This is a genomic window from Streptosporangium sp. NPDC049078 (genome assembly GCF_040648855.1).
GTDB lineage: Bacteria > Actinomycetota > Actinomycetes > Streptosporangiales > Streptosporangiaceae > Streptosporangium.
In genome coordinates, this window is record NZ_JBEZEL010000021.1 from 159,291 (window position 1) to 181,896 (window position 22,606).

Here is a 22,606-nt window from a genome sequence, read left to right on the forward strand (position 1 = left end):
GAGGGTGAGGGAACGGTGCAGGATCCCGGCGGTGTCGTCCTCGCCGACCGGGAGCGGGGCGGTGGCGAGCAGACGCTGCTGCCTCACCGCCTCTCTGCCGCGAGATTCCCGTCGCAAGAGATATGCAAATCCCCCGCAAGTCGGGATCAATAGCATCGCCGTCATGATGAAGAGAACGATCACGCTGGCCGCCGTCGCCGGAGCCGCCGTGCTGGCGGCCCAGCTCCCCGCGTCCGCGAGTTCCTCCACCGCGCTGCTCCGGCTGCGCGGCGGTTTGACGTTGGAGATCCCGAACTCCTGGCGGGTGTACGGGACCGCGGACCAGGTCCGGGTGGTGACCGGTGCCTGTGCGCGGCCCAACGGCGGCTACTTCCAGCCGAAATGTGACAGCTTCTGGGTGATGGGACCGAAGGCCCTCAAGTCCGGGGGAGAAGGCTTCCGGCGATACGACCCCACACAGGGCCCGTACTACCCGGCCTCCGACGTGGTGCCCTGCGCGACCAACCCCAAGTACGGCCAGGTCATCGGCAAGGCGATCGCGGTCGGCTACCGCAACATCGGGGTGGCTCACAAGGCGCACTACCGGGTCTGGCCGGGCCGGTGCGTGACCTACAGCGGCGGCGAGCAGAAGTCGACGTTCAAGCAGCGCGAGTGGTATCTGCCCCAGTCGAAGATCCTCGTCATTGACCAGTGGGCCACCCCCGGCCTCGCCACCATCCTGAAAAACGCCACCTGGGCCAACTGACCACCTGCTCGAACCGCCCCCTCCGGTTCCAGTGAGCCACCTCCTGGAGCCGGACGGCTACCCGTCCGAGTGTGACTTCCCTCTGGACCAGTCGAGTGCCGACATCCCGACCTGTGGTTCGCCAATGGTCATCGAATGAGACGCGGTCCGAGGTCGTCCCATCGAAGGTGGCGGTTTCTTGAGGTCAGGACCGCTTTCCTGCTCCCCAGTAGAACGGCCCAGAGGTCGAGTGAATCTTGATGCGCCATCCGATCTGCTCAAGTTGCCGTTCGAGGTCCGACGGGCGGTGCGGGACTTTGACGATCCGGTAAGCGGTCCCGTCCATGAGCCGGCGTTGTATGGTCGCGGATTGCTCGCCCTCGATGAGTTCGTCGGCGGTGCGGTAGCCGTCGTCGACGAAGAACACCCGCCCCTCCGGCTTTAGGCAGTCGGCCACCAGCGACCAGAAGGACGCGAAACGTTCTGGCGGAACGTGCGACAGCCAGAACCCGAAGAAGACGACGTCGTAACGACGGTCCGGCTGCCAGCGGAACAGGTCGGCCGACACGAAGCGCACCCGCTCGTCCTCGCCCACCCGCGTCGAGGCGAGAGCGAGCATTTCCGGAGACGCGTCCACGGCCGTGACATCGGTGGCGTGCTGGAGCAGTTGGGCGGTCCATCTGCCTGGGCCGCAGGCGAGTTCGAGCACGCTGCCGGTCGGCCGGAACGCATCAAGCGCCGCCGACAGCTCAGAGGCTCCGGGAAAGGGGAGAGCATGACGCTCGTATTCTGTGGCAATCGCCCGGTAGTAGATGATCTGCTCGTCGAGTAGCTCCTGCTGGTTTCCGCCATCAGCCGATTCCATGGATCGACTATCACAAAATCATTCGGCGGGTTGCAACACCGACAAGATCGACGACTGATCTTCTCGGTGCTGTCCGGGAGGGCTTGGAGAGCGGCCTCCCGAATCAGATGAGAGAGGCTGCCGATCGTGCCGCCCGTCCGATCATGCAGGTAGGAGCCTCATAACCCACACCGAGCTCGGGGCTGCCAAGACCGCCCACGTGATCCCATGCTGTGACTACTCTGTATCCGGACAGGCTCGACAGAAGACGCAGGTGAGCGGATGGCGGATTCAGGAGGCGAAACAACGCTTCAGAAAGGTCGTGCGGTGAGCGAAGGTCCTCAGAGGGGCACTCGGCACGGAGGGCAGGTGGTCGACGTCATCGACATCGCCGAATGCCGCCACCTCGAAGGGGACGCTCCGGACTTCAGGCGATTTCTTCTCGCGGCCCCCGACTGGGACGACGACGTGGACTTCCCGCGAAATCAGGACTTTCCCCAGGCAGTCGATTTCCGCTGAACTCTGGCCATTCGGAAAACAACGACTTATCCGGCACGTGGGTGTCCGTCGTCAACCCGTTCGACGTGCTGACCTGACCTGCGCCGCCCTGGGCACTACCCCGTGACCTGGTACCAGACCGACCTGCCCGTGCCGTCGTGGTGGGATCCCCACTCGGTGGCGAGCAGGTCGACGAGCCACAGCCCTCGCCCGCCGTCGTCGTCGGCCTCCGGCACGCGTACGGCGGGCGCGCTCGTGGCGGAGCCGTCGTCGGTGACCTCCACGTGGACCAGCGTGGTGGTACGGGCCAGGTAGACGGTGAGGCGGCCGTCCGTGGTGCGCCCGGAGTCGGAGTGGGCCACCGCGTTCGTCGCCAGCTCGCTCAGCAGGAGCAGCACGTCGTCGAGCACCGGGGCCGCGACGCGTCCGGCGAGCAGGTCCCGCGCCCAGGCCCGAATCTCCGGCACGGATGCCACCCGGCCGGGAAAGACCTGTCGCCACGCGCTGTACGGCCCACCCGCCCACGGCATCGCGTCGTGACGTCCCGTTTCCCGGCATGACATCGTTGAGGTCCCCTCACCGCGATGCCCGGAACGGTCGCTCTCTTCCCCTGGCGCCTCCGGCTCGGACCTCATGCGGTCACCGCCGACATGATCATGTCGGCCGCGTTGTCGGCCTCCGCCCAGACCCATGCGCCGCGCTGCCACAGCCGCGCCCACCAGGGCCGCCAGACGAACGCCCAGCCGCAGTGCCGCCGGACGACGGTGACCCTGACCAGTGCCGTGCCCGTCCGGATCTCCAGAATCGGCTGCCCGGCCACCGGAAGGACCAGAGAGGTGCACACCCCGAGGCCGTGCAGATCCCAGCTGAGCCGGGTCAGATGAATGAATCGCGCACGCCGCTCGATCGCCGTGACGCTTCTGTCCTCCGGATGCGTACGGCGAACACGACCGAGGCGCGAAAGGTCGCCGTTCTGATCATTCATAACTCGTTCTCGTCCCTGATTTAAAAGTATGAGGATGCTTTCTTTTTCGTCCTGTCGGATCGAGAGGACGTGTGATTAGATTGCCCGCGTGGCAGGTGGATTCATGGCTGGATTGACACCCCGGTGGATGCTCTGGAATGTCTGGCGAGGGTTTCCGCATGCCAGGGCCTGGAATCGCCGCTATAACCAAAAATCCGTTTTTCTCTATTTCAGGAGGAATGCGATGAGCGACGAGATCCCCCCGGACCCGGGCTCCCCCCGCGCGCGCTTCGGCGCCGAGATGCGCCGCCTGCGCGAGGCCGCCCAGCTCTCCCAGGCCGCCGTGGGCAGACGTCTCGGCTGCACCCAGACTCAGGTGAGCCGCCTGGAGAGCGCCGCCCGCACCCCGTCCAAGTCCGACGCCGAACGCCTGGACATCCTCTTCGGCTCAGACGGCAGCACGTACTTCACGGACCTGCGCGAACACATCGTCGCCCATCACGGCGGCCCGGTCTGGTTCATGAGCTGGGCTCAGGAGGTCGAGCCGTTCGCCCTCGTCCTGCGCTCGTGGGATCCGCTGCTCATCCCCGGTCTCCTGCAGACCGAGGCGTACGCCCGAGCGATCTTCAAGAATGCCCCTCGGATCACCCCGGAGGAGTTGGAGGAGCGGGTCAAGGCACGCATGTGGCGTAAGAAAATCCTCGAAGGGGACAATCCGCCGCTTTTCCTCGTTCTCATCGATGAAAGCGTGCTGCGCCGTAATGTCGGCGGCCCGGAGGTAATGCGGGAACAGCTCACCTACTTGCTGGAGGTCGCCCAGCAGCCCTCTGTCTCCGTCCAACTCGTCGATCGGCTCTGCCTCTCCGGAATGGTGGGCCCTTTCATGATCGCGAAACTTCCGGACAATCAGCCGGACGCGGTTCATGCAGGCTCTGCAATGGAAGGACAGGTTTCGGCCGACCCTAGCGTCGTAACCTCGATATGGAATCGCTATGAAGCGATACGTGGATGGGCTTATCCTGACCACATGTCCCTCAAAATGATCGAGGAAGCGAGGCAGGAATGGACCTGAGTGTCGCGGTATGGCGGAAGTCGTCGCTCTCCGCAGACGATGGTGGCCAGTGCGTCGAAGTCGCCTCGAACCTTCCTGGTGTGGTCGCAGTCCGCGATAGTAAGGACCCCGACGGCGCCAAGCTGCTCTTCGCTCCCGGTGAGTGGCGGTCCTTCGTCGGCGGTATCAAGTCGGGGAAGTTCGACCGCCTGGCCTGATCACCCCCGAAAGGTCGGACATCTTCTAAAGAAGGTGAGGCGAAAATGGATCTGAGCTCCGCCGCATGGCGGAAGTCGTCGCTCTCCGGAGACAACGGCGGTCAGTGTGTCGAGGTCGCCGCCAACCTGCCTGGCGCGGTCGCGGTCCGCGACAGCAAGGACCCGCACGGCCCTCACCTGCTCTTCACCTCTACCGGGTGGCGGTCCTTCGTGCACGGCATCAAGGCGGGAGACTTCGACCGTCTGATCTGAGCCGGGATTGAACCGTTCTTGGTTATCCCTTAATGGCGAGGAGTCGCCATCGCAACCCCCGATCGGTCACCGGTCGGGGGTTCTGTGCGTCCAGTAACAGTCTCGGGACAAGCCGGGATAAGAAGTCCGAGCAATCATGTGAGGTATCGGGGTCGGCCCACACCGACGTGGTGGTGAGCGCGCCGAACACGGCACCTCGCGCGGTGAGCGGCGTTAACCTCGCCAGACGGCCGATCTCCGGCGCCTCATCGGCGAATCCGGTACAGCGCATGCCGCCGTAGCGGCCCCTCGGGCACGTTCGGGTGATCGAAGTCTGCGTTGGGGTCACGGGTCATGCCGATCCGGCGCATCACCGCGTGGGACCGCAGGTTGGTGGTGGTCGCCATTGCGACGATCTCCGGCAGTTCGAGGGTCTCGAAACCGAAGGTCAGGCAGGCCAGGGCGGCCTCGGTGGCGTAGCCGTGGCCCCATGCCGAGCGCGCCAGCCGCCAGCCGATCTCCACGCCGGTGAACGGCATGCCCTCGACCGGATTCAGGCCGGTGAAGCCGATGAACTCACCGGTCGCCACGACCTCCACCGCCCACCACCCGTAGCCCCGCCTGCCGATTTCTTCCTGGATGCGGGTGAGGAAGGCGGCACTCTGCTCATGTGTCAGCAGGTCCGGGAAGTGTTCCCTGACCTCGGGGTCGGCGTTCATCGCGGCCCAGGGATCCAGGTCGGAGTCTCGCCACTGGCGGAGCAGGAGACGGTCGGTGCGTGGTTCGAGCATGCGGCCACGCTAACGTGATCAAACTTGGGGAGTCGATCGGTTTCGCCGAACGGCGATCCCGGTCCGTGGCGGGGGACTATCGGCCCACGACGGAGACCTCCCGGTCAGGTGCCGGATGTTCAGCGGGGCGAACCCGATCGAACCGTCGTCGGCCTCGTACGAGACGGGGGCAACCGACGGCGCCGCGTCGTCTTTTCCCGATAGCGTCCAGCCCTCAGACAGGCGCCGACCCGCAGATGGGACTACCGTGAAGAAGCTGATCGTCCGGCTCTGGAGGCTCGTCAACGGTTCGCTCCAGTGGCGCATCCTCTGGCTCCGGCACGCCAAGTTCACGGTCGGGGTGACCGGAATCGTCCGTGACGCGGATGGCAACGTGCTCCTGCTGAAGCATCGTTTCTGGCCGGTGGGCAGGCAGTGGGGGCTGCCCACAGGGTGCGCGAACAGGTCGGAGACCTTCGAGGACACGGTCCGCCGCGAGGTGCGCGAGGAGACCGGGCTGAAGGTCAACGTCGGAGAGCTCGTGCAGCTCAAGAGCGGCTACAAGCTCCGCCTGGAGGTGGCGTACGAGGCCGAGTTCGTCGGGGGCACGCTCAAGCTCGACGACTTCGAGATCCTGGAGGCGAGATGGTTCGCGCCATACGATCTGCCGAAAGAAATGCAGGAGGCACATCGCCTCCTCATTCACCGCAAATAGGTCTGGTTCCCGATCTGGGTTGTGTCCTGCCTGGTGTCGAGCGAGCATCTCGAAGGCGATTCGGCTGCACGCAGTCTTCTGATCGATGGGTCTCCCGGCGCACTCGCGCCGGGAGACGCTCAGGCGGCCGGTTCCTCGACGATGGAGTCGACCCGGTCGGGATAGAAGGCGACATGGTCCTTGATCTCGGCGACGGCCGGATGCGGCGACTCGTAGAACCACACCGCGTCCACCGCCTGCTTTCCCTCCACCGTGACGGTGTAGTAACTCGCGTCGCCCTTGAAAGGACAGTAGGTGGCGGTGTCGGTCCGCTCCAGCAGCGAGCGGTCGACGTCGGTGATCGGGATGTACTGCACCGGCGGGTACGCCGCCTCCCGCAGTGTCAACGCGCTCCGCGAGTCGGCGACCACCCGGCCGGCCACCGAGACGACGATCCGGGCCGGGTTCGGCGTGATCGTGATCGGGTGACTGGGGCTGGGCTCCAGGATGGGCTTGTCGGTCATGACGAGAACCCCTTTCTGTCATATCCAGTCTGCCGGACCCCGGACCCTGAACCGCGTCGCCGTCCCCTACCCGGTGGAGGGGAGATCTGTCGCCTCCCGCTCAGGCGGGGCCGACGCCGGAGATCTGGTAGCGAGACACCTCGGCGTCGCGGATCATCGTCTCCTGGCCGTCGCTCGGCCCGGAACCCCGGAAGGCGTCGAGGGTCTCCTCCGACTCCCAGCGCTCGTAGACGTTGATCCGGCCGGTGTCGACGAGGTCGGCGCCGAGCGTGAAGTCGAGGCAGCCGGACGCGGCGCGGGCCTGCTCGATCACGCTCACGCATCCCTTGAGGTAGTCGTCACGGGCATCGGGGTCGACACGGATCCAGCCGGAGATAATGATCACGCCGGCAGGGTACGGCCCGCCACCGACATTTAGCCTCGCTCATGGACACGCGTGCCCCCTTTTCGCGTTGTCCTGGCCCACCGCGCCCCCTCCTCGTCGGCCGCGTATATAAAGGTGTCCGTCCTCCGCGCCGGTCGCGCATTCCAGACGTCGATCCTTCCGCGCCGGTCGCGCATCTCGGGCGTCGATCTTTCCGTACGGTTCGCGCATATCAGGTGTCCGCCGGGCACGTAGGATTCGACGGCTGGGCAGGCGACGACGAGGACGACGAGGACGACGAGGACGACGAGGACATGGTGTGAGCTTTGATCTCGGAGTCTGGTTCGCGGCCGGACCGATCACCGCGCGGGAGGCCCTTCTTCGATATCTCGCCTGGGGCGAGAGCGGAGCCGCGCCCGGTGAGCCGCGCCCGGAGGTGGCGGCCTTCTACGAGGAGTTGACGGCGCTCTTCCCCGACCTGACCGTCGAGAACTACGGCGCCTCACCGTGGTCCGAGCCGCTCACCGTGGGGGAGGACTTCGTGCTGATGAACGCGGTCTTCCCACGGGCGGGGGAGGTGTGCCGCGTGGTCCTGGAGATGACGCGGCGCCATCCCCTGGTGCTCTTCGAGCCCTAGCTCTCCGGCTTCGCGGGCCTGTCCATTACCCCCGAGACTCACGGCGCCCTCGCGGACGTGACGTGCGGCCCCGAACGGCCTCGTTGAGCATTCGTCGGGCGTGGAGGGGTGGCACCCGCTCGGCTTCGTTCCTCTCTGTACCGATAATTTTTGCCTGGACCAGGGCAGAACTGTCCCTCGGGGTGGTTGACAGGCCAAAATTGATCCGTGGTCAGGATCGGATCGGTAGAGATGAGCGATTGCGAGCGTGAGAGACTCCCGCCAGTTCTGGGCCAGTTGTTCGCCGATGGGGGAGAAGGAGCCCACGAAGGCGAGGGGGACGGGGGAGGCGGGGGCAGGAGGCTCTCGGTGGAGTTGCCGCCGGGGGACGTGGTGTGGCCCGACCCCGGTTACGCTCAGCTCGCGGTCCGTCGCCGTCCGGCGTTCTGGCTGAGTGAGGTGACGGTCTCCGGTGAGTACTGGGCCCGGTTGAGGGCTCAGCACGAGCAGTCGGGCCTGTGGCCGGTCCTGCTGGAGGACTCCGTCCAGCCCTGGTCGGCGGGTCAGATCGCCCCCGACACCGCCGCTCAGATCGACAACTACAACGCCGCCGCGTTCATGGCCGAGGTGTGGTCCGACTGGATCGAGAGGGCGACCCTGGACCAGCTCGAACTCCTCGATCCCTACGGTCCCGAGTGTCCGGGCCCGGCGCCGGCGGGAAGGCTCGCCGCCGATCCCGGTGTGGTCGCCGACTGGTACGCCGGGCTGGTGGCCGAGCGCAGGACCCCGCTCGGGCTCGTCGCGGTGGAGCGCGGGGCCGACGCCCTGGCCGTGATGGGCTGGCAGGGCGCCCTGAACCACAACGAGTGGATGGTCCCGCTCGCGGCCGTCGTACGGAGCTGGGAGGAGAGGTTCGGGGTGCGGGTGGTCGGAATGGGGTTCAACACCCTCGACCTCAGCGTCGCCGCGCCGCCGACGACCTCCGAGCACGCCCTGCACGTCGCGGCGGAACACTGGACGTTCTGCCCCGACAGCATCATCCAGGGAGCGGGGACCCTCGTCGACTACGCCGAGCAGATCAAGGGCAGGAACGCCTGGTCGTTCTGGTGGGACTGACCGGACGGGGATGACCCGCTGGGTGGGGGAGATCCCGTGCGGGTCTCGGTGAGGGTCCCGCGATGGGCTGTCGACCCCCGGTGAGGAGGCCCTGTGTGGGTCTCGGGGGAGGAGCTTCGTCCCGCGGGCGGGGGTGCCGGCCGCCGGCGGGAAGGCCCTCGTACGGGTCCGGGGCGGGGGTTCTCGCGGCGGATACCGGGTTGGGGAAGGCGTTCTCGCTGGTAGGGCGGGTGCCGACCTGGCGGGGCGATCGATGGGGCTTCCTTGAAGCTTGTAGGTAGATCTTCTGGGTTTTTCATGGTGTTTGCTTTGCTTTGTCCGGTTTGGTGGGTAGTGTCCACTGTTATCGGTTGGCGACCTGCCCTTCACAAGAGGAGGCGGCCGGCCGACGTCGAATCCCGAGGGCCCGCAGGGCTCCGGAGCCGGGGAACCAATTTTCCGGGGTGAATCCGCCGCGAACGCGCGGCGGTAGGGCAACTCCACCGCCCGAACCCGTCAGCTAACCCGGTAGACGAGATGGAGAGGAGATCCCCTCATGGATCACCGCGTCACCACGTCGGTGGACCCCCTGTCGGCACCGACCACCTGAACTTCAACGCCGCCCCCCGTCCCCTCGACCTCGCCGCCGCGCCTGATCGTGGCACCTTCAGGACCGTGCTCCGCGTAGCGATCGGCTGATCCGGCTACGCCACCTTTTCCGATGAGCGCGTCCCCGCCAGTGCACCCCTTCGGTGTTCGCACCTGGCCGCCCCGTTCCCTCGCGAAAGAGCCATTTCTCCATGCACCCCTCCTTTGGTATGCACAAGAACGACCTGAACACGCCCTGTCCGGGCGAGCGATCCCCGTACAGGAACACCTCCCTCGGGCGCGGCCTCGCCGCGGCCCTCACCGCCGCGAGCCTCCTCGTCTCCGGCGGTGTCGCCCTCGCGCTCCCTGCCTCCGCGGCCCCCGCCTCCGCGGCCCCCGCCTCCACCCGCCTCGCGAACGACCCGGCGGCGGGCGCGCCCGCCGGTACCGAGGCCGTTCTCCTCCAGGGCGCGACCACGGCCTCCTACTTCTGGGACGACTCCTCGGGCCGGGCCGGTGACACCGGACTTCCCGCCAGCGGCAAGCCGATGCAGAAGGGCATGATCGCCAGCCCGAGCTGGCCCCTGTTCACCGAGGGATACATCCTCTACAAGGGCAAGAAGGCGAAGTTCTTCGTCGGCGACCGCGGCCCGGGTAACCCCTCCAACCAGGGCATCATGATCGACATCGACGCCAAGACCTTCGCCGACCTGACCGGCGGCACGTTCAACGCCGGCACGCTCGGCGTGGACGGCAACGGTGGCATGGGCCACATCGACATCCAGTACGTCGTCACCAAGTGGGGCGGCGGCACGGGGATCAAGAACCACCCGGTCGCGTTCTCCACCGGCGCGTGGAACCGCAGGGACACCAACCCGGCCCAGCCGCCGACGACCGTCTTCGCGATGGCGAGGAAGCTGGGCATCGGCCTGCAGACCCAGCTGGTGAGCGCGGAGGCGCGACCCTGGCTCGGCAAGCCCAAGGTGATGGTCGAGCATGTCTCCGAGTACGTCCCCGGCGGCGTGGCCGCAGAGGAGAACTGACCCCGACGGTGTGGCGGCCGGGCAGAGACGGTCCTCGTCACCGGCCCCGACGGCGCGGCCACCGGGCAGAGACGGTCCTCGTCACCGGCTCCGACGGTGTGGCGGCCAAAAAGAGCCGTCACCGTCCCCGGCGGCGCGGCCATCGGGAAGAACCATCCTCGAAACGCCGAGGGTTCCGGTGCGGTCCGCGCCTGCCGGGGCGCGGACCGCGAACCAAAGGGTCAGACTTCGAGCTTCTCCTCGATGCCGCGCAGGCTGTGCCGGGCGAGCGCGAGGTTGGCCCGGTTCCGGTCGAGGGCCAGGTAGAGGAACAGCCCTTTACCGCTCCGGCCCGAGATCGGGCGGATCACGTGATACTGCGTGCCGAGCGTGATGAGGATGTCCTCGATGCCGTCCTTGAGACCGAGCGACTCCATGGTCCGCATCTTCGCCCTGACGACCTCGGTGTTACCCGCGGCCGCGACCTGGAGGTCGAGGTCCTTGGACCCGCCGAGCGCGCCGAGCGCCATCCCGCTGTTGTAGTCGACGACGACCGCGCCGATGGCACCGTCGATCGCCATCATCTCCTTGAGCGAGATGTCCATGTTGCCCATTACTGTCTCCGATCACTGGGATATCGATGTGCGTGAGCTGACGGCGGCGAGTCGGTCCGCCGTTCTGCGGCCCTCCAGCCTGAGCAGCCCGAGATTGGTCCCCGGGCGTGCCAGGACTGTGAGAACGATCTTGGGTCCGGCGGCGTAGAACGCCGCGTAGCCGTTGGTTCCGGAGATGAGCGTCTCCTCGAAGGCGCCCTTGCCGGCGATGCCCGTCATCCGGCGGCTCAGGGCGAGCACCGCGGAGGAGAGCGCGCCCGTCTGCTCGACGTCGTTTCTCAGGTCGCTGGCTATCGTCAGGCCGTCGACACTGCACGCGATGCTCCCGTCCACGTCGGGTACGCGTTCTCGCAGCATCGCCATCTCACGGCGTATCTCCTCGCGCAGTTCCACCGGCATCCTCCTTCCGATCAACTTCAGCGTCCGTAGCCTTATCGGCATGTGACCGGGCTCAAGTCATTGCCTCCAATGCGTTCCTGAGCCGGATGAGCAGGTTGACGTCGGCCGGGTCCCCGTTCGCCCTGGGGATCCACTCCGACGTCTCCACGGAGCCCGTCCCGGCCGCCGGGATCTCCGTGGCGCCCTTCGTCCGCCTGGGCAGCGGGTCCGGGGCGGCGGGGGCCTCGGCCGGACCGGGCTCCGGGACGCGGAGCAGCCCGGAGGAGGCGAGCTGTCGTACGGCGAGCAGCACCGAGTACGCGGGACGGCCCAGTTTGCGCGCCAGCTCGGCCGGGGTCGCGACGGAGTCGGCGCCGACGAGCACCTCCCACTGGAGCGCGCTCAGCACCACCCGGTGGGCGCCGATACGCTCCACCGGGACGACCGGGAGCGTGTCCAGCTCCGCGGACGGCCAGATCTGTTCCAACTGCGCCTTCCTCCGCTCGCACTCCCGGAGCAGGCCGGTCGCGTCGAAGTACCACTGCGGTCCGAGCCAGTGCAGCTCCCCCCGCCGGAACCTGGGCCGGTGCCCGGTGGCCCGCAGCAGGAAGTACGCGGCGTCGAGCACCGTGCTGAGCACGCAGAACTCCAGCTCACCCCTGGTGAGCAGGCCCTGGGCGATCAGCCGCTCGCCCCCCGTCGGCTGGGGCTCCCGCGACTCCTGCGGCCCGGGAGGGAGCGCGGGGTCCGGTCGCCGGCGGGTGGTGGCCTGCCTGATCTGCCGTACGGCATGGGCGGATATGCCGCGGCGGGCACCCAGCAGGTCCTCCAGCCGAGGGGCGGACGCGCTCTCGGCGTAGGTCACCCGGCCGTCGGTGAGGTAGATGACCCCCGCCTTGCCGAGTCGCAGGGATCCGGTGGCGTGGTCGCCGGCGAGTCCGCTGAGGATGTTCTCGACGCTGGGCACGGGCTCACGTCGATATCAGACGGCCGGAAAGGGCCTGGAGGCGGTGGCGGGCCAGTGCCAGGTTCGAGCGTTCCGGATCGAGCCTGACGTAAATGACGAGCGGGCCGTCGAACGGCGTTTCCAGCGGTTTCAGTAAATGGTGTCCGCCGTCCGTGGTCACGATCATGTCGTTGATCCGGACCGTGCCGCCGGGCACGGTGACGGCGAGCCCGTCGAGCGTCGCGCGCAGGGTCTCGCTCAGCCCCGCGGCCGACCTCTCCACGTCGGCATGGCGGCTCGCACCGCCGGCGGCCACCGCGGTTCCGCTGGTCTGATCGATGAGAATCGCGTCCAGGGCCCCGGGGATGGCCATTACCTCGGTGAGGCAGTCTTCGATTCCGAGCACGTGCTCTCCCTTGCCGACGACTTCGAACGTCGCCCGGTCAGCGTAGGGAAAAGCCTCGGAAACCACTCTCTCCGGCTGGGGCTTTGATGGGAGAAGGGGGAGGATTCACCACCCCGAGGGGAAGTTATGCACCCCGGGTGGAAATCAATCCTTTAGTCCTCGGCGATGAGTGCCTTTTCGTCCGGCTTGAAAATGAGAATGTTCTTCACATAGGAATTCACCGCGGCGGGCAGGCCGACATCGGTCCCGGCCTCCTCCGACATGTACCAGCGGTGGTCGAGCACCTCGTGGAAGAACTGCGCGGGCTCCAGCTTGCCCCGCATCTGGAGGGGGACGGCCAGCACCGTGGGCTGGAAGACCTCGGCGAGCCAGCGGTGGGCCACGATCGCCTCGTCCTCGTGGCGAAGGCCGTGTGACACGCGGAAGGAGTCGAGGTCGTTGAGGAGGCGTCTGGCCTGGTTCTCCTCCACGTCCAGGCCGGTGAGCCGCAACAGCCTGCGCTGGTGGTGCCCGGCGTCCACGACCTTGGGCCGGACGATGAGCCGCCCGGTGCCCGCCTTGCGGCGGACCATCATCTCCGCGACGTCGAACCCCAGGGAGTTCAGCCGGCGGATCCGCTGGTCGATCATGTGCCAGTCGACCTCCTCGATGATCTCGTCGGAGGTGAGCTCGCCCCACAGACGGTGGTAGCGGCGGCAGACCGAGTCGGCGACCTGCTCGGGGTCGATGGAGGAGTGCAGCAGCCCGCCCGCCTCCAGGTCGAGCATCTCGCCGAAGATGTTGGTGTGCGCCACCTCGATGTCGTACAGCCGCTGCCCCTCGCTGATCATGGGGTGCAGCTCGCCCGTCTCGGCGTCGACCAGATAGGCGGCGAAGGAGCCCGCGTCCCGGCGGAACAGGACGTTCGACAGCGAGCAGTCGCCCCAGTAGAAGCCGCTGAGGTGCAGTCGTACGAGCAGCACGGCGAGGGCGTCGAGCAGCCGGTTGAGCGTCTCCGGGCGGACCGTCCCCGACATGACCGCGCGGTAGGGCAGCGAGAACTGCAGGTGCTGGGTGATGAGCGCGGAGTCGAGCGGCTCGCCGTCCGAGCCGGTCCGCCCGGTGACCACGGCGACCGGCTCGACGGACGGGGTGTCCATCCGGCTCAGGTCCCACAGCAGGCGATACTCGCGCTTGGCGTAGTACTCGCTGATCTCCTTGATCGCGTACACCTTGCCCGACAGGCGGGCGAAGCGCACCACGTGCCGGGAGATGCCCCGGGGCAGGGAGACCAGGCGGTGCTCGGGCCACTGCTCCAGCGGGACGTCCCAGGGCAGGCGGATGAGGTCCGGATCGCTCGGCGCGCCGGTGAGCTGCAGGGGCATGGGGTCAGTCCTCGCGATGGGTGGTCCGGCGGTGTGCAGGACGGGCAGGTGGTCGCGCCGCGCTCAGTCCTCGCGGCGGGGAAAGGCGGGCGGGTCGAGGGCGCGCCGGACCACCGAGGCGAGCTGCTCCTCGGTGAGCACGCGGGGCTCGCCGACGCTCCTGGCCCGCACGTAGACCTCGCAGAGCCACTCCAGCAACCTGGTCGCCTCGAAGGCGCCGTCCAGGTCGTCGCCGATCGTGACCCCGCCGTGGTTGGCCATCAACGCGGCACGCCTGTCCTTGAGCGCGGCCCTGACGGAGGCGGCGAGCTCGGGGGTGCCGTAGGTGGCGTACTCGGCGACCCGCACGGTCCCGCCGAGCAGCAGGACGTTGTAGTGGATCGGCGGCAGCTCGCTCATGGTCGTGGCGACCACGGTGCCGAAGACGGAGTGGGTGTGCACGACGGCGCCGGCGCCGGTGGTCGCGTAGACCGCGAGGTGCATGGGGGTCTCCGACGACGGCCGCAGATCGCCCTCGACGAGGTGTCCCTCGATGTCGACGACCGGGCAGGCCTCGGGCTCCAGCCGGTCGAGGGAGACGCCGCCGGGTGTCACGGCGACCAGGTCGCCCACGCGGACGCTGAGATTTCCCGCGGTCCCGACGACCAGTCCGGTCGTGGCGGCCCGATGGCCGTACTCACACAGCAGGCGGCGCTGCTCGGCCAGCAACATGTCGTCAAAAGTAGGGGGTTGCGGTACCGGGCGGCAAACCTTCATTATCTGGTCTAGACCGGTTGCCGCCTGTCGGCGGTCGGCGAGCAGGGTTCCTCTACCTCTCCGGCGGTCGTGCGTCAACGGTTGGTAGAGGAATTTAGACCGCTATGTGCTGTTTCGTTGCCGGATAGCACTTCCCTGGCGTTTGGTTGCTACCGGATAGGTCGCGAGGACATCACGGCTCGGTCTAGACCGGATGCGGGCCCTTGACGGTGGGCTCCAGGGATACGTACCTTCGGGCAAACGTTTAGGAAACTTTCCTAATTGATCCCCCGTGCAGGAGGGTTACATGTCCACATCGGCCAGTACGCCCGGAGATATCACCCGGCGGCAGATGCTCCGCCGGATCGGCATGACCGCTCTGATCGCCGGCCCCGGCGCAGGGATGCTCACCGCCTGCGCCACCGGCGGCGGCCCGGCCCCCGCCGCCTCCGCGGCACCCTCCGCGAGCGGCGCGGTCTCCGCGGCGAACCCGTTCGGCGTCGCCGCCGACGCGCCGCTCGAGGTCGTCATCTTCAAGGGCGGCCTGGGCGACAGCTACGCCACCGAGGTCCACGAGCCGCTGTACAAGAAGGCGTTCCCGCAGGCCCAGATCAAGCACGTCGCCACCCAGCAGATCGCCCAGACCCTGCAGCCGAGGTTCGCCGGCGGCGACGTCCCCGACATGATCGCCAACTCCGGCACCGACCTGATGGACAACGGCGCCCTGCAGCAGGAGGGCCAGCTCCTGGAGCTCACCGAGCTGTGGGACGCCCCCTCCATCGACGACCCGAGCAAGAAGGTGCGCGACATGGTCGCGCCGGGCACCGTCGAGTCCGGCCTCATCGACGGCAAGCCCTACCTGATGAACTACGTCTTCTCCGCGTACGGCCTCTGGTACGACTCCGCGCTGTTCGAGAAGAACGGCTGGACCCCGCCCAAGACCTTCGACGAGTTCAAGACCTTCGCCGAGACGGCGAAGGCGGCGGGGATCACCCCCTTCGCGTACGCGGGCAAGAACGCCTCCTACTACATGTACTGGATGATCCTCATCTCCGCCGCGAAGATCGAGGGCAACCAGATCCTCATCGACGTCGACAACCTCGCCGACGGTGTCTGGCAGCGCGACGCGATGAAGCAGTCCGCCGCAGCCTGGGCCGAGATCGCCAAATACATGGACAAGTCCTTCGAGGGCCTCATCCACACCGAGGTGCAGCTCCGCCAGAACCAGGGCAAGATCGCGCTGTACCCGTCGGGCTCCTGGCTGGAGAACGAGCAGAAGGAACAGACCCCCGACACCTTCAAGTACGCGCTGACGCCCACCCCCAGCGTCACCGCCGCCGACAAGATGCCGTTCGAGGCCATCCGCGCCGCGGCCGGCGAGGCCTACATCGTCCCCGCCAAGGGCAAGAACCCCAAGGGCGGCCTGGAGTATCTGCGCATCATGCTCTCCAAGGAGGGTGCGCGCGGCTTCACCGAGAAGTCGGGCAACATCACCGTCGTGACCGGGGCCGCCGACGGCCTGGAACTGTCACCGGGCAACGCGAGCCTCAGCGCCGCGCAGACCGCCGCCGGCCAGAACATCGTCACCTTCAGCAGCTTCGAGAACTGGTACAAGGAGTTCGAGACCGAGCTGCGCAAGCAGACCAACGCGCTGATGTTCGGCCGCATCTCCGCCGACGAGTTCTGCGAGAAGGTGCAGAAGGCCGCCGACAAGACCAAGGCCGACTCGTCCATCACCAAGCAGGAACGGACGGTGTAGCTCCCGATGCGGCAGGGCAAGTATCCGTTCATCGTCGGCTTTCTCGCCGCGCCGGTCCTCCTCTACGTGGTCTTCGTGATCAGCCCGTACATCCAGGCTTTCCAGATCTCGATGACCAACTGGAAGGGCATCTCGGCGAACCCTCAGTTCATCGGCCTGGAGAACTTCACCAGGCTCTTCGAGGACGAGGTCTTCTGGGCCGCGGTGCGGCACCACGGTGTTCTGCTGCTTGTCATGCCGCTGGTCACGATCGTGATCGCCCTGTTCTTCGCCTTCCTGCTCAACCTGAGCGGCGGGCAGCGGGACGGGCGGATGACCGGGATCTGGGGTTCGAAGGTCTATCGGGTGATCTTCTTCCTGCCCCAGGTCCTGGCCGTCGCCATCGTCGGCGTGCTCTTCCAGGCGATCTACCGCCCGGACGGGACCGGCGTGATCAACGGCCTGCTCGGCAAGGTCGGCATCGAGCCGGTCGGCTGGCTCATCGACCCGGACATCGCCCTGATGTCGATCATCGCGGTGATGGTCTGGCAGGCCGTCGGCTTCTACGTGGTCCTGTTCTCGGCCGGCATGTCCTCCATCCCCAAGGACGTGTTCGAGGCCGCCGCGCTCGACGGCGCGGGCCGGTTCACCCTGTTCTTCAGGATCACGATCCCGCTGCTGTGGGACACCATGCAGGTCGCCTGGGTCTATCTCGGCATCGCCGCGTTCGACGCCTTCGCCCTGGTCCAGGTCCTCTCGGTCGACCGCGGCGGGCCCGACAACTCCACCACGGTGCTCCCGCTGGAGATCTGGCGTACGGCGTTCAACTTCTCCAAGTTCGGCTACGCCTCGGCGATGGGCGTGGCGCTGTTCTTCATGACCATCACGTTCGCCGCCCTCACCCTGCGCGTGACCCGGCGCGAGAGGATCGAGTTCTGATGGCTGCGCCTCCCACGGACACGGCTCGCAAGCCCGACGCCACCCGCCCCGCCGCCCCCGCGCGCGCCGGGCGCCGGGTGAGAAACCCACTCGGGATCTTCGGTGCGCTCTCCCACGTCGCGCTGCTGGTCTGGGCGATCCTGATCGTCGGCCCGATCCTCTGGACGTTCCTGTCCTCCTTCAAGACCAACACCGAGATCTTCGGGGACGCGATCACGCTCCCCGCCACGTTCGGCTGGGACGCCTGGGGGCGGGCCTGGGAGAAGGCCCACATCGGCCAGTACATGCTGAACACCGTCTTCGTGGTGGCGTGCAGCACGGCGGGCACCATGCTGCTCGGCTCGATGGCCGCGTACGTGCTGGCGCGCTACACCTTCCCCGGCAACAGGTTCATCTACTTCCTGTTCGTCTCGGGGATGACCTTCCCGGTCTTCCTCGCGCTGGTCCCGCTCTTCTTCGTGGTGAGAAACCTCGGCCTGATCGACACCCACTTCGGGCTGATCCTCGTCTACATCGCCTACTCGCTGCCGTTCACCGTCTTCTTCCTGTCGGCGTTCTTCAAGACGCTGCCCACCTCGGTGGCCGAGGCGGCGATGATGGACGGCTGCTCGCACACCCGGACGTTCTTCCAGATCATGGTGCCGATGGCGAGGCCGGGGCTGATCAGCATCACGATCTTCAACATCCTGGGCCAGTGGAACCAGTATCTTCTGCCGATCGTGCTGCTGTCGGGCAACGTCGAGGACAAGTGGCTGATCACCCAGGGCGTCGCCAACATCTCCACCAGCGCCGGGTACGAGGCCGACTGGCCGGGGCTGTTCGCCGCGCTGAGCATGGCCATCATCCCCGTCATGATCATTTACATCATCTTCCAGCGCCAGATCCAGTCGGGTCTGACCTCGGGCGCCGTCAAATGACCGGATCCGGTCAAATAAACGGTCTCGGCGAGTAATCCCGGAGGCGTCGTTGGGAGTCGTTCATATTCGGAACGACTCCTGTCCCCTTCTCCCGTGGAGAACCCGACACATGGCCCACCCCGACCAGGATTTCCCCTTCCCCTTCTTCGGCGCGGGGGAGGCGAGTTACTACATGTGGGCCGAGGTGCACGTACGCTTCGCCCGTCAGCCCAGCAGCTCCCAGCGCGCGGTCATCGTCGACACCGTCCCGGCGCCCCTGCGCGGGGCGATCGACTGGTGCGAGGGCCGTCAGCTCATGGTGGCGAGCGGCCTGCTCCTGCACGGCACGGTGGTCCGCACCTACCCCGTCGCCGACGGCGAGTCCGACCGCATCGGCGACGACGGCTGGCTGTACGCCGCCCCCTCCCGGATCGCCGCGTTCAACGCCGACATCGAGCGATGGCTGCTCCGCATCAACCGCGAGTGCCCGATCCTGGCCGCCTACCGCGCCGAGGACCCCGACAGCGGGGGCACCCGCCTGTCGGGCTGGCACGAGTGGAGCCTCGCCGGGCTGCCCGAGTTGCTGCCCGAGCTGGAGCCTCTCCTCGACCAGGCCAGCCACGCGACCTCCATGGCCCAGGGCATCATGGCCATGGCCAGACGCGCCGGAAGCCTGCCCAGGCTTGGTGTCCTCGCCGGAGACATGATCTCCTGGGGGGATGAACCTGCTTGACGACTCCACGGTGGACGCTCGGCTGACCGGCCTGCCCGAGTGGCGGCGCGAGGGCGACGAGATCCGCCGCACGATCAACGCCACCGACTTCCCGACCGCGATCCGCATCGTGGACGAGATCGCGGTGGAGGCCGAGAAGCTCGACCACCACCCCGACATCGACATCCGCTGGCGCACCCTCCACCTGGCGCTCAGCACACACAGCGCGGGCGGCCTGACGGAACTCGACTTCACCCTGGCCGCCCGCATCGACGAGATCGCCTCGGCCAACGCCTGAACCGCTCCCGCGCCGATCACGTCTCGCGCTTCCCGGCGGCATGGCCGAGAGCGGTCAATACCAAGAGTGATCATATGATTACTCGATATGGTGGGCTCTGCTCTTCTCCGGCCGCTCAAGGAGATCGTGGATGCGCATCATGGGAGTTCTCGCCGCCGTGGCTCTGCTCTGCGCGGGCTGCGGTGATCAGGCCGCCGATCCGGCCGGGCGCGGCCCGGCCGTGGCGTCGGCCACCCCGGGCGCCCGCGAGATGCGTCTCGTCGGGGGCGGCACGTTCACCGATCCGGCGCCGCGCGCCTCCGCCATCGTCTACGACACCCGGCTGGTGCCGCCGGGAGCCTGGGCACAGGTCAACGTGGAGTCCGGGGCGGTGCTCGCCACCGCCACGGTCACCGTGAAGGGCATGCTCCCCGGGCGCACGTACGGGGCGCACCTGCACGTCAACCCGTGCGGCTTCAAACCGGAGGACGCCGGGCCGCACTACCAGCACTCCCACACCCACGCGAGCGCCGAGAACGAGGTCTGGCTCGACTTCACCACCGACGCCCAGGGCGTCGCCACCGGCACCGCCACCCAGGACTGGGCGCTCGTCCCCGGGCGGCTCCCCAGGTCGCTCGTGATCCACGCCGAGCCCACCCGCAGCACGGGTCCTGAGGCCGGCGCGGCCGGTCTTCGCGTCGCCTGCGTCACCCTCGTCGAGCGCTAAGCCCGGCACCGGATGGTCGGTGCCGGACCGCGCTCAGGCGTGGCCGGCGGGGATGGTGCCGAGGCGGCCCGCCTGGTAGTCCTCGAACGCCTTGGCCAGCTCCGCCTGGGTGTTCATCACGAACGGCCCGTAGTGCGCCACCGGCTCGCCGATCGGACGGCCGCCGAGCACGATGACCTCCAGGTTGGGGCTACGGCTCTCCTGCGTACCGGCGGCCGAGAGCGTGATGGACTCGCCGTCGGTGCCCAGCCCGGGCAGGTTGCCGAAGCCGTCGAAGACGGCCAGCTGACCCGACTCGATCGGCTGCCGGTCGCCGCCGACGGTGCCGCGTCCCGACAGGACGTACGCGAGCGCGTTGAAATCCTTGCGCCAGGGGAGCGTCAGCTGGGAACCGGGGCTGAGGGAGGCGTGCAGCAGGGTGATCGGCGTCCGGGTGGAGCCGGGGCCGGTGAACTCGCCGACCTCGCCCGCGATGAGGCGGACCAGTGCTCCGCCGTCGTGGCTGCTGAGAAGGACGACGTTGGTCCTGCCGATGTCCTGATACTTCGGCGCGACCATCTTCTCCTTGCCCGGCAGGTTGACCCAGAGCTGGATCCCGTGGAACAGGCCGCCCTTGGCGACCAGCCACTCCGGGGGAGCCTCCTTGTGCAGGATGCCACCGCCGGCCGTCATCCACTGCGTGTCGCCGTCGGAGATCGTGCCGCCGCCGCCGTGCGAGTCGGCGTGGTCCATCACGCCGTCGATCATGTAGGTGACGGTCTCGAAGCCCCGGTGCGGGTGCCAGGGGGTGCCCTTGGGCTCGCCCGGCGCGTAGTCGACCTCGCCCATCTGGTCCATCATGATGAACGGGTCGAGATACTGGGACTTGATCGTCGCGAGTGCCTTGCGGACCGGGAATCCCTCTCCCTCGAATCCGCTCGGCGCGGTGGTGACGGCCAGCACCTGGCGCTCGCGGGTCGCGTTCAACGGCTGCGGCAGGCGGGGCAGGGTCAACGGGTTCTCAACGGTTACGGCGGGCATCTCGGATTCCTTCCTGCGATGTTCGCCGGTGACAACTCGGTTGATGTTTCAACTATTCCTTGCCGGGTCGGCCAACGCGAAGCCGCCCCGGCTCAGCGAGATCAGTTCGGGGGTCGCGACCCGCTCGTCCAGCGCGCCGGCGGGGTCGCTGGTCAGCGCGGTCACGACATAGGTCCTCCCGTTGGCAGAGCGTGCCAGGTACGACAGGTCGAGGACCCCCGGCTCCGAACCGCCCTTGGCCCAGACCACCGGCCACTTCTTCCTGTCGAGCTTGATCCCGACGTCGTTGGCCGACATCACCGCGCTCACCTGCTTGCCCCCCAGCTTGAGGAGCCCGGCGTAGGCGCGGCAGACGTCGCGGGGCGAGCCGAACCACTCCAGAGTGTCGATCTCCCTGGGCTTCTGCCAGAGCACGATGTCCGACAGCGACTGTCCGGCGACCGTGTCCTTGAGGTAGGCGCGCTTGCCCGCGGTGTCGAGTGCCAGGTAGGCGCGGGCCTGCGCCGGGTGGTTCACGCCCTTGAGTAGGAAGACCTCGCGCGTGGTGAGGAGGGGGATGTTCCGGGTGGCGTGGCTCGACCACTGCCGTACCTTCGCCTCCACCGCCTTGCGGCCGACCGTGTGGATCAGGATGTCGGTGGCGGTGTTGTCGCTGATCGAGATCATCAGCTTGGCGGCCTCCTTCACCGTGGTGGTGCCGCCGTCCGGACGGCCCGTCAGCCCGTCCTCGCCCAGGCTCTTCCACTCGGGCTTGATCGTGAGCTTGGTGTTCCAGCTCAGCTTGCCGTCGCGGACCTTCTCGGCCACGGCGCCCAGCACGTACAGCTTGAAGATCGAGCCCAACGGCCGGACCGTGTCCGGCGCCACGGCGTGCGCGACGTCGCACCTGCCCCGCGAGTCGATCTCGGCGGAGAGGAAGCCCACGCGCGGTGCGACCTCGCGGAGCCGGGCGTCGAGCTGCTTCCAGTTTTTGGGAGCGGCGGGTACGGAGGGCTCCGGAGGCGTCAGCCCGAGCAGGTTGATCTTCCCGTCGCCGTCCACACCGAGCTGCAGGACGAACGCCTGCTCGCCGATCGCCCCGGTCCCGGCCAGCGCGGACGGCGTCTCCTTGGTCAGCTTCTCCAGGCGGAACCCCTTCGACGCCTGCAGGAAGGCGTTGACGCCGTTGACCGTGAGCGACGAGAGGTAGCCGGAGTTGAGATGCACCCCGAGCTCGCTCTCCGAGAGCGGTGCCCGGTCGGGCGCGCCGAGGAACCAGCGCAACTGCCGGCCGGCGGGGCTGTCGGGGATCTCCGGCTCGGCGAGAACGCCTCCGGCCGTAACCGTTCCCGACGTGGTCGTCTCGGCCGTGACCGCTCCTGACGCGACCGTCCCCGCGGTGGTCACGGAGGTGGCCGCTCCCCCGGTGACCACCTCCGTGACCACCTCCGTGACCGCTGAGGCGGGGACGGCCAGTGGCAGGGCCGTCGCCGGAACGGCCGTGACGGCGACGGCGACGGCGAGCAGGCGCTTCGATCGGAACGGCAACCGCATGAGGTTCTCCTTCTGATGGTCTCCGGCGTTGCGGCCATCTCCCCGATGGCCCTCATCCGAAACTAGAAAGCGCTCCCGGCTCACGACACCCGGTGGTCCTCCGTCTCGCGGGTGCGGC

Annotated in this window: 29 protein-coding genes and 1 riboswitch; of the genes, 15 read left to right on the plus strand and 14 right to left on the minus strand. The window is 67.7% G+C overall.

Annotated features, from left to right (window positions below):
- Window positions 1-163 precede the first annotated feature (163 nt).
- Complete coding sequence (locus AB0B90_RS31915; RefSeq protein WP_362926155.1) at window positions 164-745, plus strand: hypothetical protein; 582 nt, start codon at window positions 164-166, stop codon at window positions 743-745.
- Between the two features lie 184 nt (window positions 746-929).
- Here the strand turns inward: AB0B90_RS31915 and AB0B90_RS31920 are convergent, their stop codons facing one another.
- Window positions 930-1,589 carry a class I SAM-dependent methyltransferase gene (locus AB0B90_RS31920; RefSeq protein ID WP_350945213.1) on the minus strand — a complete coding sequence of 220 codons (660 nt, stop codon included), beginning with the start codon at window positions 1,587-1,589 and terminating at the stop codon, window positions 930-932.
- A 348-nt stretch (window positions 1,590-1,937) separates the two neighbouring features.
- On the opposite strand from AB0B90_RS31920, the gene AB0B90_RS31925 reads away from it, so the two are divergent.
- Window positions 1,938-2,087, plus strand: coding sequence for a hypothetical protein (locus AB0B90_RS31925; RefSeq protein WP_362926156.1), 150 nt, complete (start codon window positions 1,938-1,940; stop codon window positions 2,085-2,087).
- Between the two features lie 95 nt (window positions 2,088-2,182).
- Here AB0B90_RS31925 and AB0B90_RS31930 read toward each other — a convergent pair whose 3' ends face one another.
- Both AB0B90_RS31930 and AB0B90_RS31935 read right to left on the minus strand, forming a co-directional pair.
- A complete protein-coding gene (locus tag AB0B90_RS31930; protein WP_362926157.1) occupies window positions 2,183-2,758 on the minus strand; it encodes an ATP-binding protein in 576 nt (191 codons plus the stop codon).
- Entirely contained in the window at window positions 2,698-3,051 is a 354-nt protein-coding gene (locus tag AB0B90_RS31935) for a hypothetical protein (protein ID WP_362926158.1), read from the minus strand. The genes AB0B90_RS31930 and AB0B90_RS31935 overlap by 61 nt, the downstream gene beginning before the upstream one ends.
- Before the next feature lie 223 nt (window positions 3,052-3,274).
- Between AB0B90_RS31935 and AB0B90_RS31940 the strand changes: the two genes are divergently transcribed.
- The 3 genes from AB0B90_RS31940 to AB0B90_RS31950 are packed head-to-tail and all read left to right on the plus strand — an operon-like array spanning window position 3,275 to window position 4,551.
- Window positions 3,275-4,102 carry a helix-turn-helix transcriptional regulator gene (locus tag AB0B90_RS31940; RefSeq protein ID WP_362926159.1) on the plus strand — a complete coding sequence of 276 codons (828 nt, stop codon included), beginning with the start codon at window positions 3,275-3,277 and terminating at the stop codon, window positions 4,100-4,102.
- Window positions 4,093-4,299: a DUF397 domain-containing protein gene (locus tag AB0B90_RS31945; RefSeq protein WP_362926160.1), complete on the plus strand. Its 207-nt coding sequence runs from the start codon at window positions 4,093-4,095 to the stop codon at window positions 4,297-4,299. Before AB0B90_RS31940 ends, AB0B90_RS31945 begins: the two co-directional genes overlap by 10 nt.
- A 45-nt stretch (window positions 4,300-4,344) precedes the next feature.
- Complete coding sequence (locus tag AB0B90_RS31950) at window positions 4,345-4,551, plus strand: DUF397 domain-containing protein (protein WP_362926161.1); 207 nt, start codon at window positions 4,345-4,347, stop codon at window positions 4,549-4,551.
- A gap of 245 nt (window positions 4,552-4,796) precedes the next feature.
- On the opposite strand, the gene AB0B90_RS31955 is transcribed toward AB0B90_RS31950, so the two are convergent.
- Window positions 4,797-5,321, minus strand: coding sequence for a GNAT family N-acetyltransferase (locus tag AB0B90_RS31955; protein WP_362926162.1), 525 nt, complete (start codon window positions 5,319-5,321; stop codon window positions 4,797-4,799).
- Window positions 5,322-5,568: 247 nt separating this feature from the next.
- On the opposite strand from AB0B90_RS31955, the gene AB0B90_RS31960 reads away from it, so the two are divergent.
- Window positions 5,569-6,015: an NUDIX domain-containing protein gene (locus AB0B90_RS31960; RefSeq protein ID WP_362926163.1), complete on the plus strand. Its 447-nt coding sequence runs from the start codon at window positions 5,569-5,571 to the stop codon at window positions 6,013-6,015.
- A gap of 119 nt (window positions 6,016-6,134) precedes the next feature.
- Here the strand turns inward: AB0B90_RS31960 and AB0B90_RS31965 are convergent, their stop codons facing one another.
- Both AB0B90_RS31965 and AB0B90_RS31970 read right to left on the minus strand, forming a co-directional pair.
- Window positions 6,135-6,518 (minus strand): DUF427 domain-containing protein, encoded by a 384-nt coding sequence (locus AB0B90_RS31965; RefSeq protein ID WP_362926164.1) that lies wholly within the window; start codon window positions 6,516-6,518, stop codon window positions 6,135-6,137.
- Window positions 6,519-6,618: 100 nt separating this feature from the next.
- Window positions 6,619-6,903: an antibiotic biosynthesis monooxygenase family protein gene (locus AB0B90_RS31970; protein WP_350945224.1), complete on the minus strand. Its 285-nt coding sequence runs from the start codon at window positions 6,901-6,903 to the stop codon at window positions 6,619-6,621.
- A 298-nt stretch (window positions 6,904-7,201) separates the two neighbouring features.
- Here AB0B90_RS31970 and AB0B90_RS31975 point away from each other — a divergent pair, with 298 nt between their 5' ends.
- The 3 genes from AB0B90_RS31975 to AB0B90_RS31985 all read left to right on the plus strand — a co-directional run bounded on the left by AB0B90_RS31975 (window position 7,202) and on the right by AB0B90_RS31985 (window position 10,224).
- Window positions 7,202-7,519 carry a hypothetical protein gene (locus AB0B90_RS31975; protein ID WP_362926165.1) on the plus strand — a complete coding sequence of 106 codons (318 nt, stop codon included), beginning with the start codon at window positions 7,202-7,204 and terminating at the stop codon, window positions 7,517-7,519.
- A 348-nt stretch (window positions 7,520-7,867) separates the two neighbouring features.
- Window positions 7,868-8,614, plus strand: coding sequence for a DUF4253 domain-containing protein (locus AB0B90_RS31980; RefSeq protein ID WP_350945226.1), 747 nt, complete (start codon window positions 7,868-7,870; stop codon window positions 8,612-8,614).
- Between the two features lie 379 nt (window positions 8,615-8,993).
- A riboswitch (cyclic di-AMP (ydaO/yuaA leader) is annotated at window positions 8,994-9,143 on the plus strand.
- A gap of 250 nt (window positions 9,144-9,393) precedes the next feature.
- The gene (locus AB0B90_RS31985; protein ID WP_362926166.1) at window positions 9,394-10,224 is read left to right on the plus strand and encodes a hypothetical protein; all 831 of its coding nucleotides are present in this window, start codon (window positions 9,394-9,396) and stop codon (window positions 10,222-10,224) included.
- 221 nt (window positions 10,225-10,445) lie between these two features.
- Here the strand turns inward: AB0B90_RS31985 and AB0B90_RS31990 are convergent, their stop codons facing one another.
- From AB0B90_RS31990 to AB0B90_RS32015, 6 genes are all read right to left on the minus strand, one after another.
- Window positions 10,446-10,817: a hypothetical protein gene (locus tag AB0B90_RS31990; protein ID WP_350945228.1), complete on the minus strand. Its 372-nt coding sequence runs from the start codon at window positions 10,815-10,817 to the stop codon at window positions 10,446-10,448.
- 12 nt (window positions 10,818-10,829) lie between these two features.
- On the minus strand, window positions 10,830-11,210 hold the full coding sequence (locus AB0B90_RS31995) for a roadblock/LC7 domain-containing protein (RefSeq protein WP_350945229.1): 381 nt from the start codon (window positions 11,208-11,210) through the stop codon (window positions 10,830-10,832).
- A 58-nt stretch (window positions 11,211-11,268) separates the two neighbouring features.
- Window positions 11,269-12,162 carry a hypothetical protein gene (locus tag AB0B90_RS32000; RefSeq protein WP_362926167.1) on the minus strand — a complete coding sequence of 298 codons (894 nt, stop codon included), beginning with the start codon at window positions 12,160-12,162 and terminating at the stop codon, window positions 11,269-11,271.
- A gap of 4 nt (window positions 12,163-12,166) precedes the next feature.
- Window positions 12,167-12,547: a roadblock/LC7 domain-containing protein gene (locus tag AB0B90_RS32005; RefSeq protein WP_350945231.1), complete on the minus strand. Its 381-nt coding sequence runs from the start codon at window positions 12,545-12,547 to the stop codon at window positions 12,167-12,169.
- Window positions 12,548-12,699: 152 nt separating this feature from the next.
- Window positions 12,700-13,911: a DUF4032 domain-containing protein gene (locus tag AB0B90_RS32010; protein ID WP_362926168.1), complete on the minus strand. Its 1,212-nt coding sequence runs from the start codon at window positions 13,909-13,911 to the stop codon at window positions 12,700-12,702.
- Between the two features lie 63 nt (window positions 13,912-13,974).
- A complete protein-coding gene (locus AB0B90_RS32015) occupies window positions 13,975-14,622 on the minus strand; it encodes a class II aldolase/adducin family protein (protein ID WP_350945233.1) in 648 nt (215 codons plus the stop codon).
- A 331-nt stretch (window positions 14,623-14,953) separates the two neighbouring features.
- On the opposite strand from AB0B90_RS32015, the gene ngcE reads away from it, so the two are divergent.
- The 6 genes from ngcE to AB0B90_RS32045 all read left to right on the plus strand — a co-directional run bounded on the left by ngcE (window position 14,954) and on the right by AB0B90_RS32045 (window position 19,935).
- Window positions 14,954-16,405 (plus strand): N-acetylglucosamine/diacetylchitobiose ABC transporter substrate-binding protein, encoded by a 1,452-nt coding sequence (ngcE, locus tag AB0B90_RS32020; RefSeq protein WP_350945234.1) that lies wholly within the window; start codon window positions 14,954-14,956, stop codon window positions 16,403-16,405.
- A 6-nt stretch (window positions 16,406-16,411) separates the two neighbouring features.
- On the plus strand, window positions 16,412-17,323 hold the full coding sequence (locus tag AB0B90_RS32025; RefSeq protein ID WP_350945235.1) for a sugar ABC transporter permease: 912 nt from the start codon (window positions 16,412-16,414) through the stop codon (window positions 17,321-17,323).
- The gene (locus tag AB0B90_RS32030) at window positions 17,323-18,240 is read left to right on the plus strand and encodes a carbohydrate ABC transporter permease (RefSeq protein WP_350945236.1); all 918 of its coding nucleotides are present in this window, start codon (window positions 17,323-17,325) and stop codon (window positions 18,238-18,240) included. The genes AB0B90_RS32025 and AB0B90_RS32030 overlap by 1 nt, the downstream gene beginning before the upstream one ends.
- Before the next feature lie 109 nt (window positions 18,241-18,349).
- Window positions 18,350-18,952 (plus strand): hypothetical protein, encoded by a 603-nt coding sequence (locus tag AB0B90_RS32035; protein WP_350945237.1) that lies wholly within the window; start codon window positions 18,350-18,352, stop codon window positions 18,950-18,952.
- The gene (locus AB0B90_RS32040; RefSeq protein ID WP_350945238.1) at window positions 18,939-19,229 is read left to right on the plus strand and encodes a 4a-hydroxytetrahydrobiopterin dehydratase; all 291 of its coding nucleotides are present in this window, start codon (window positions 18,939-18,941) and stop codon (window positions 19,227-19,229) included. The genes AB0B90_RS32035 and AB0B90_RS32040 overlap by 14 nt, the downstream gene beginning before the upstream one ends.
- A gap of 130 nt (window positions 19,230-19,359) precedes the next feature.
- A complete protein-coding gene (locus AB0B90_RS32045; RefSeq protein WP_350945239.1) occupies window positions 19,360-19,935 on the plus strand; it encodes a superoxide dismutase family protein in 576 nt (191 codons plus the stop codon).
- 33 nt (window positions 19,936-19,968) lie between these two features.
- Here AB0B90_RS32045 and AB0B90_RS32050 read toward each other — a convergent pair whose 3' ends face one another.
- Both AB0B90_RS32050 and AB0B90_RS32055 read right to left on the minus strand, forming a co-directional pair.
- Complete coding sequence (locus AB0B90_RS32050) at window positions 19,969-20,955, minus strand: pirin family protein (protein WP_350945240.1); 987 nt, start codon at window positions 20,953-20,955, stop codon at window positions 19,969-19,971.
- Between the two features lie 48 nt (window positions 20,956-21,003).
- Window positions 21,004-22,488, minus strand: coding sequence for a serine hydrolase (locus AB0B90_RS32055; RefSeq protein WP_362926169.1), 1,485 nt, complete (start codon window positions 22,486-22,488; stop codon window positions 21,004-21,006).
- Window positions 22,489-22,606 lie beyond the last annotated feature (118 nt).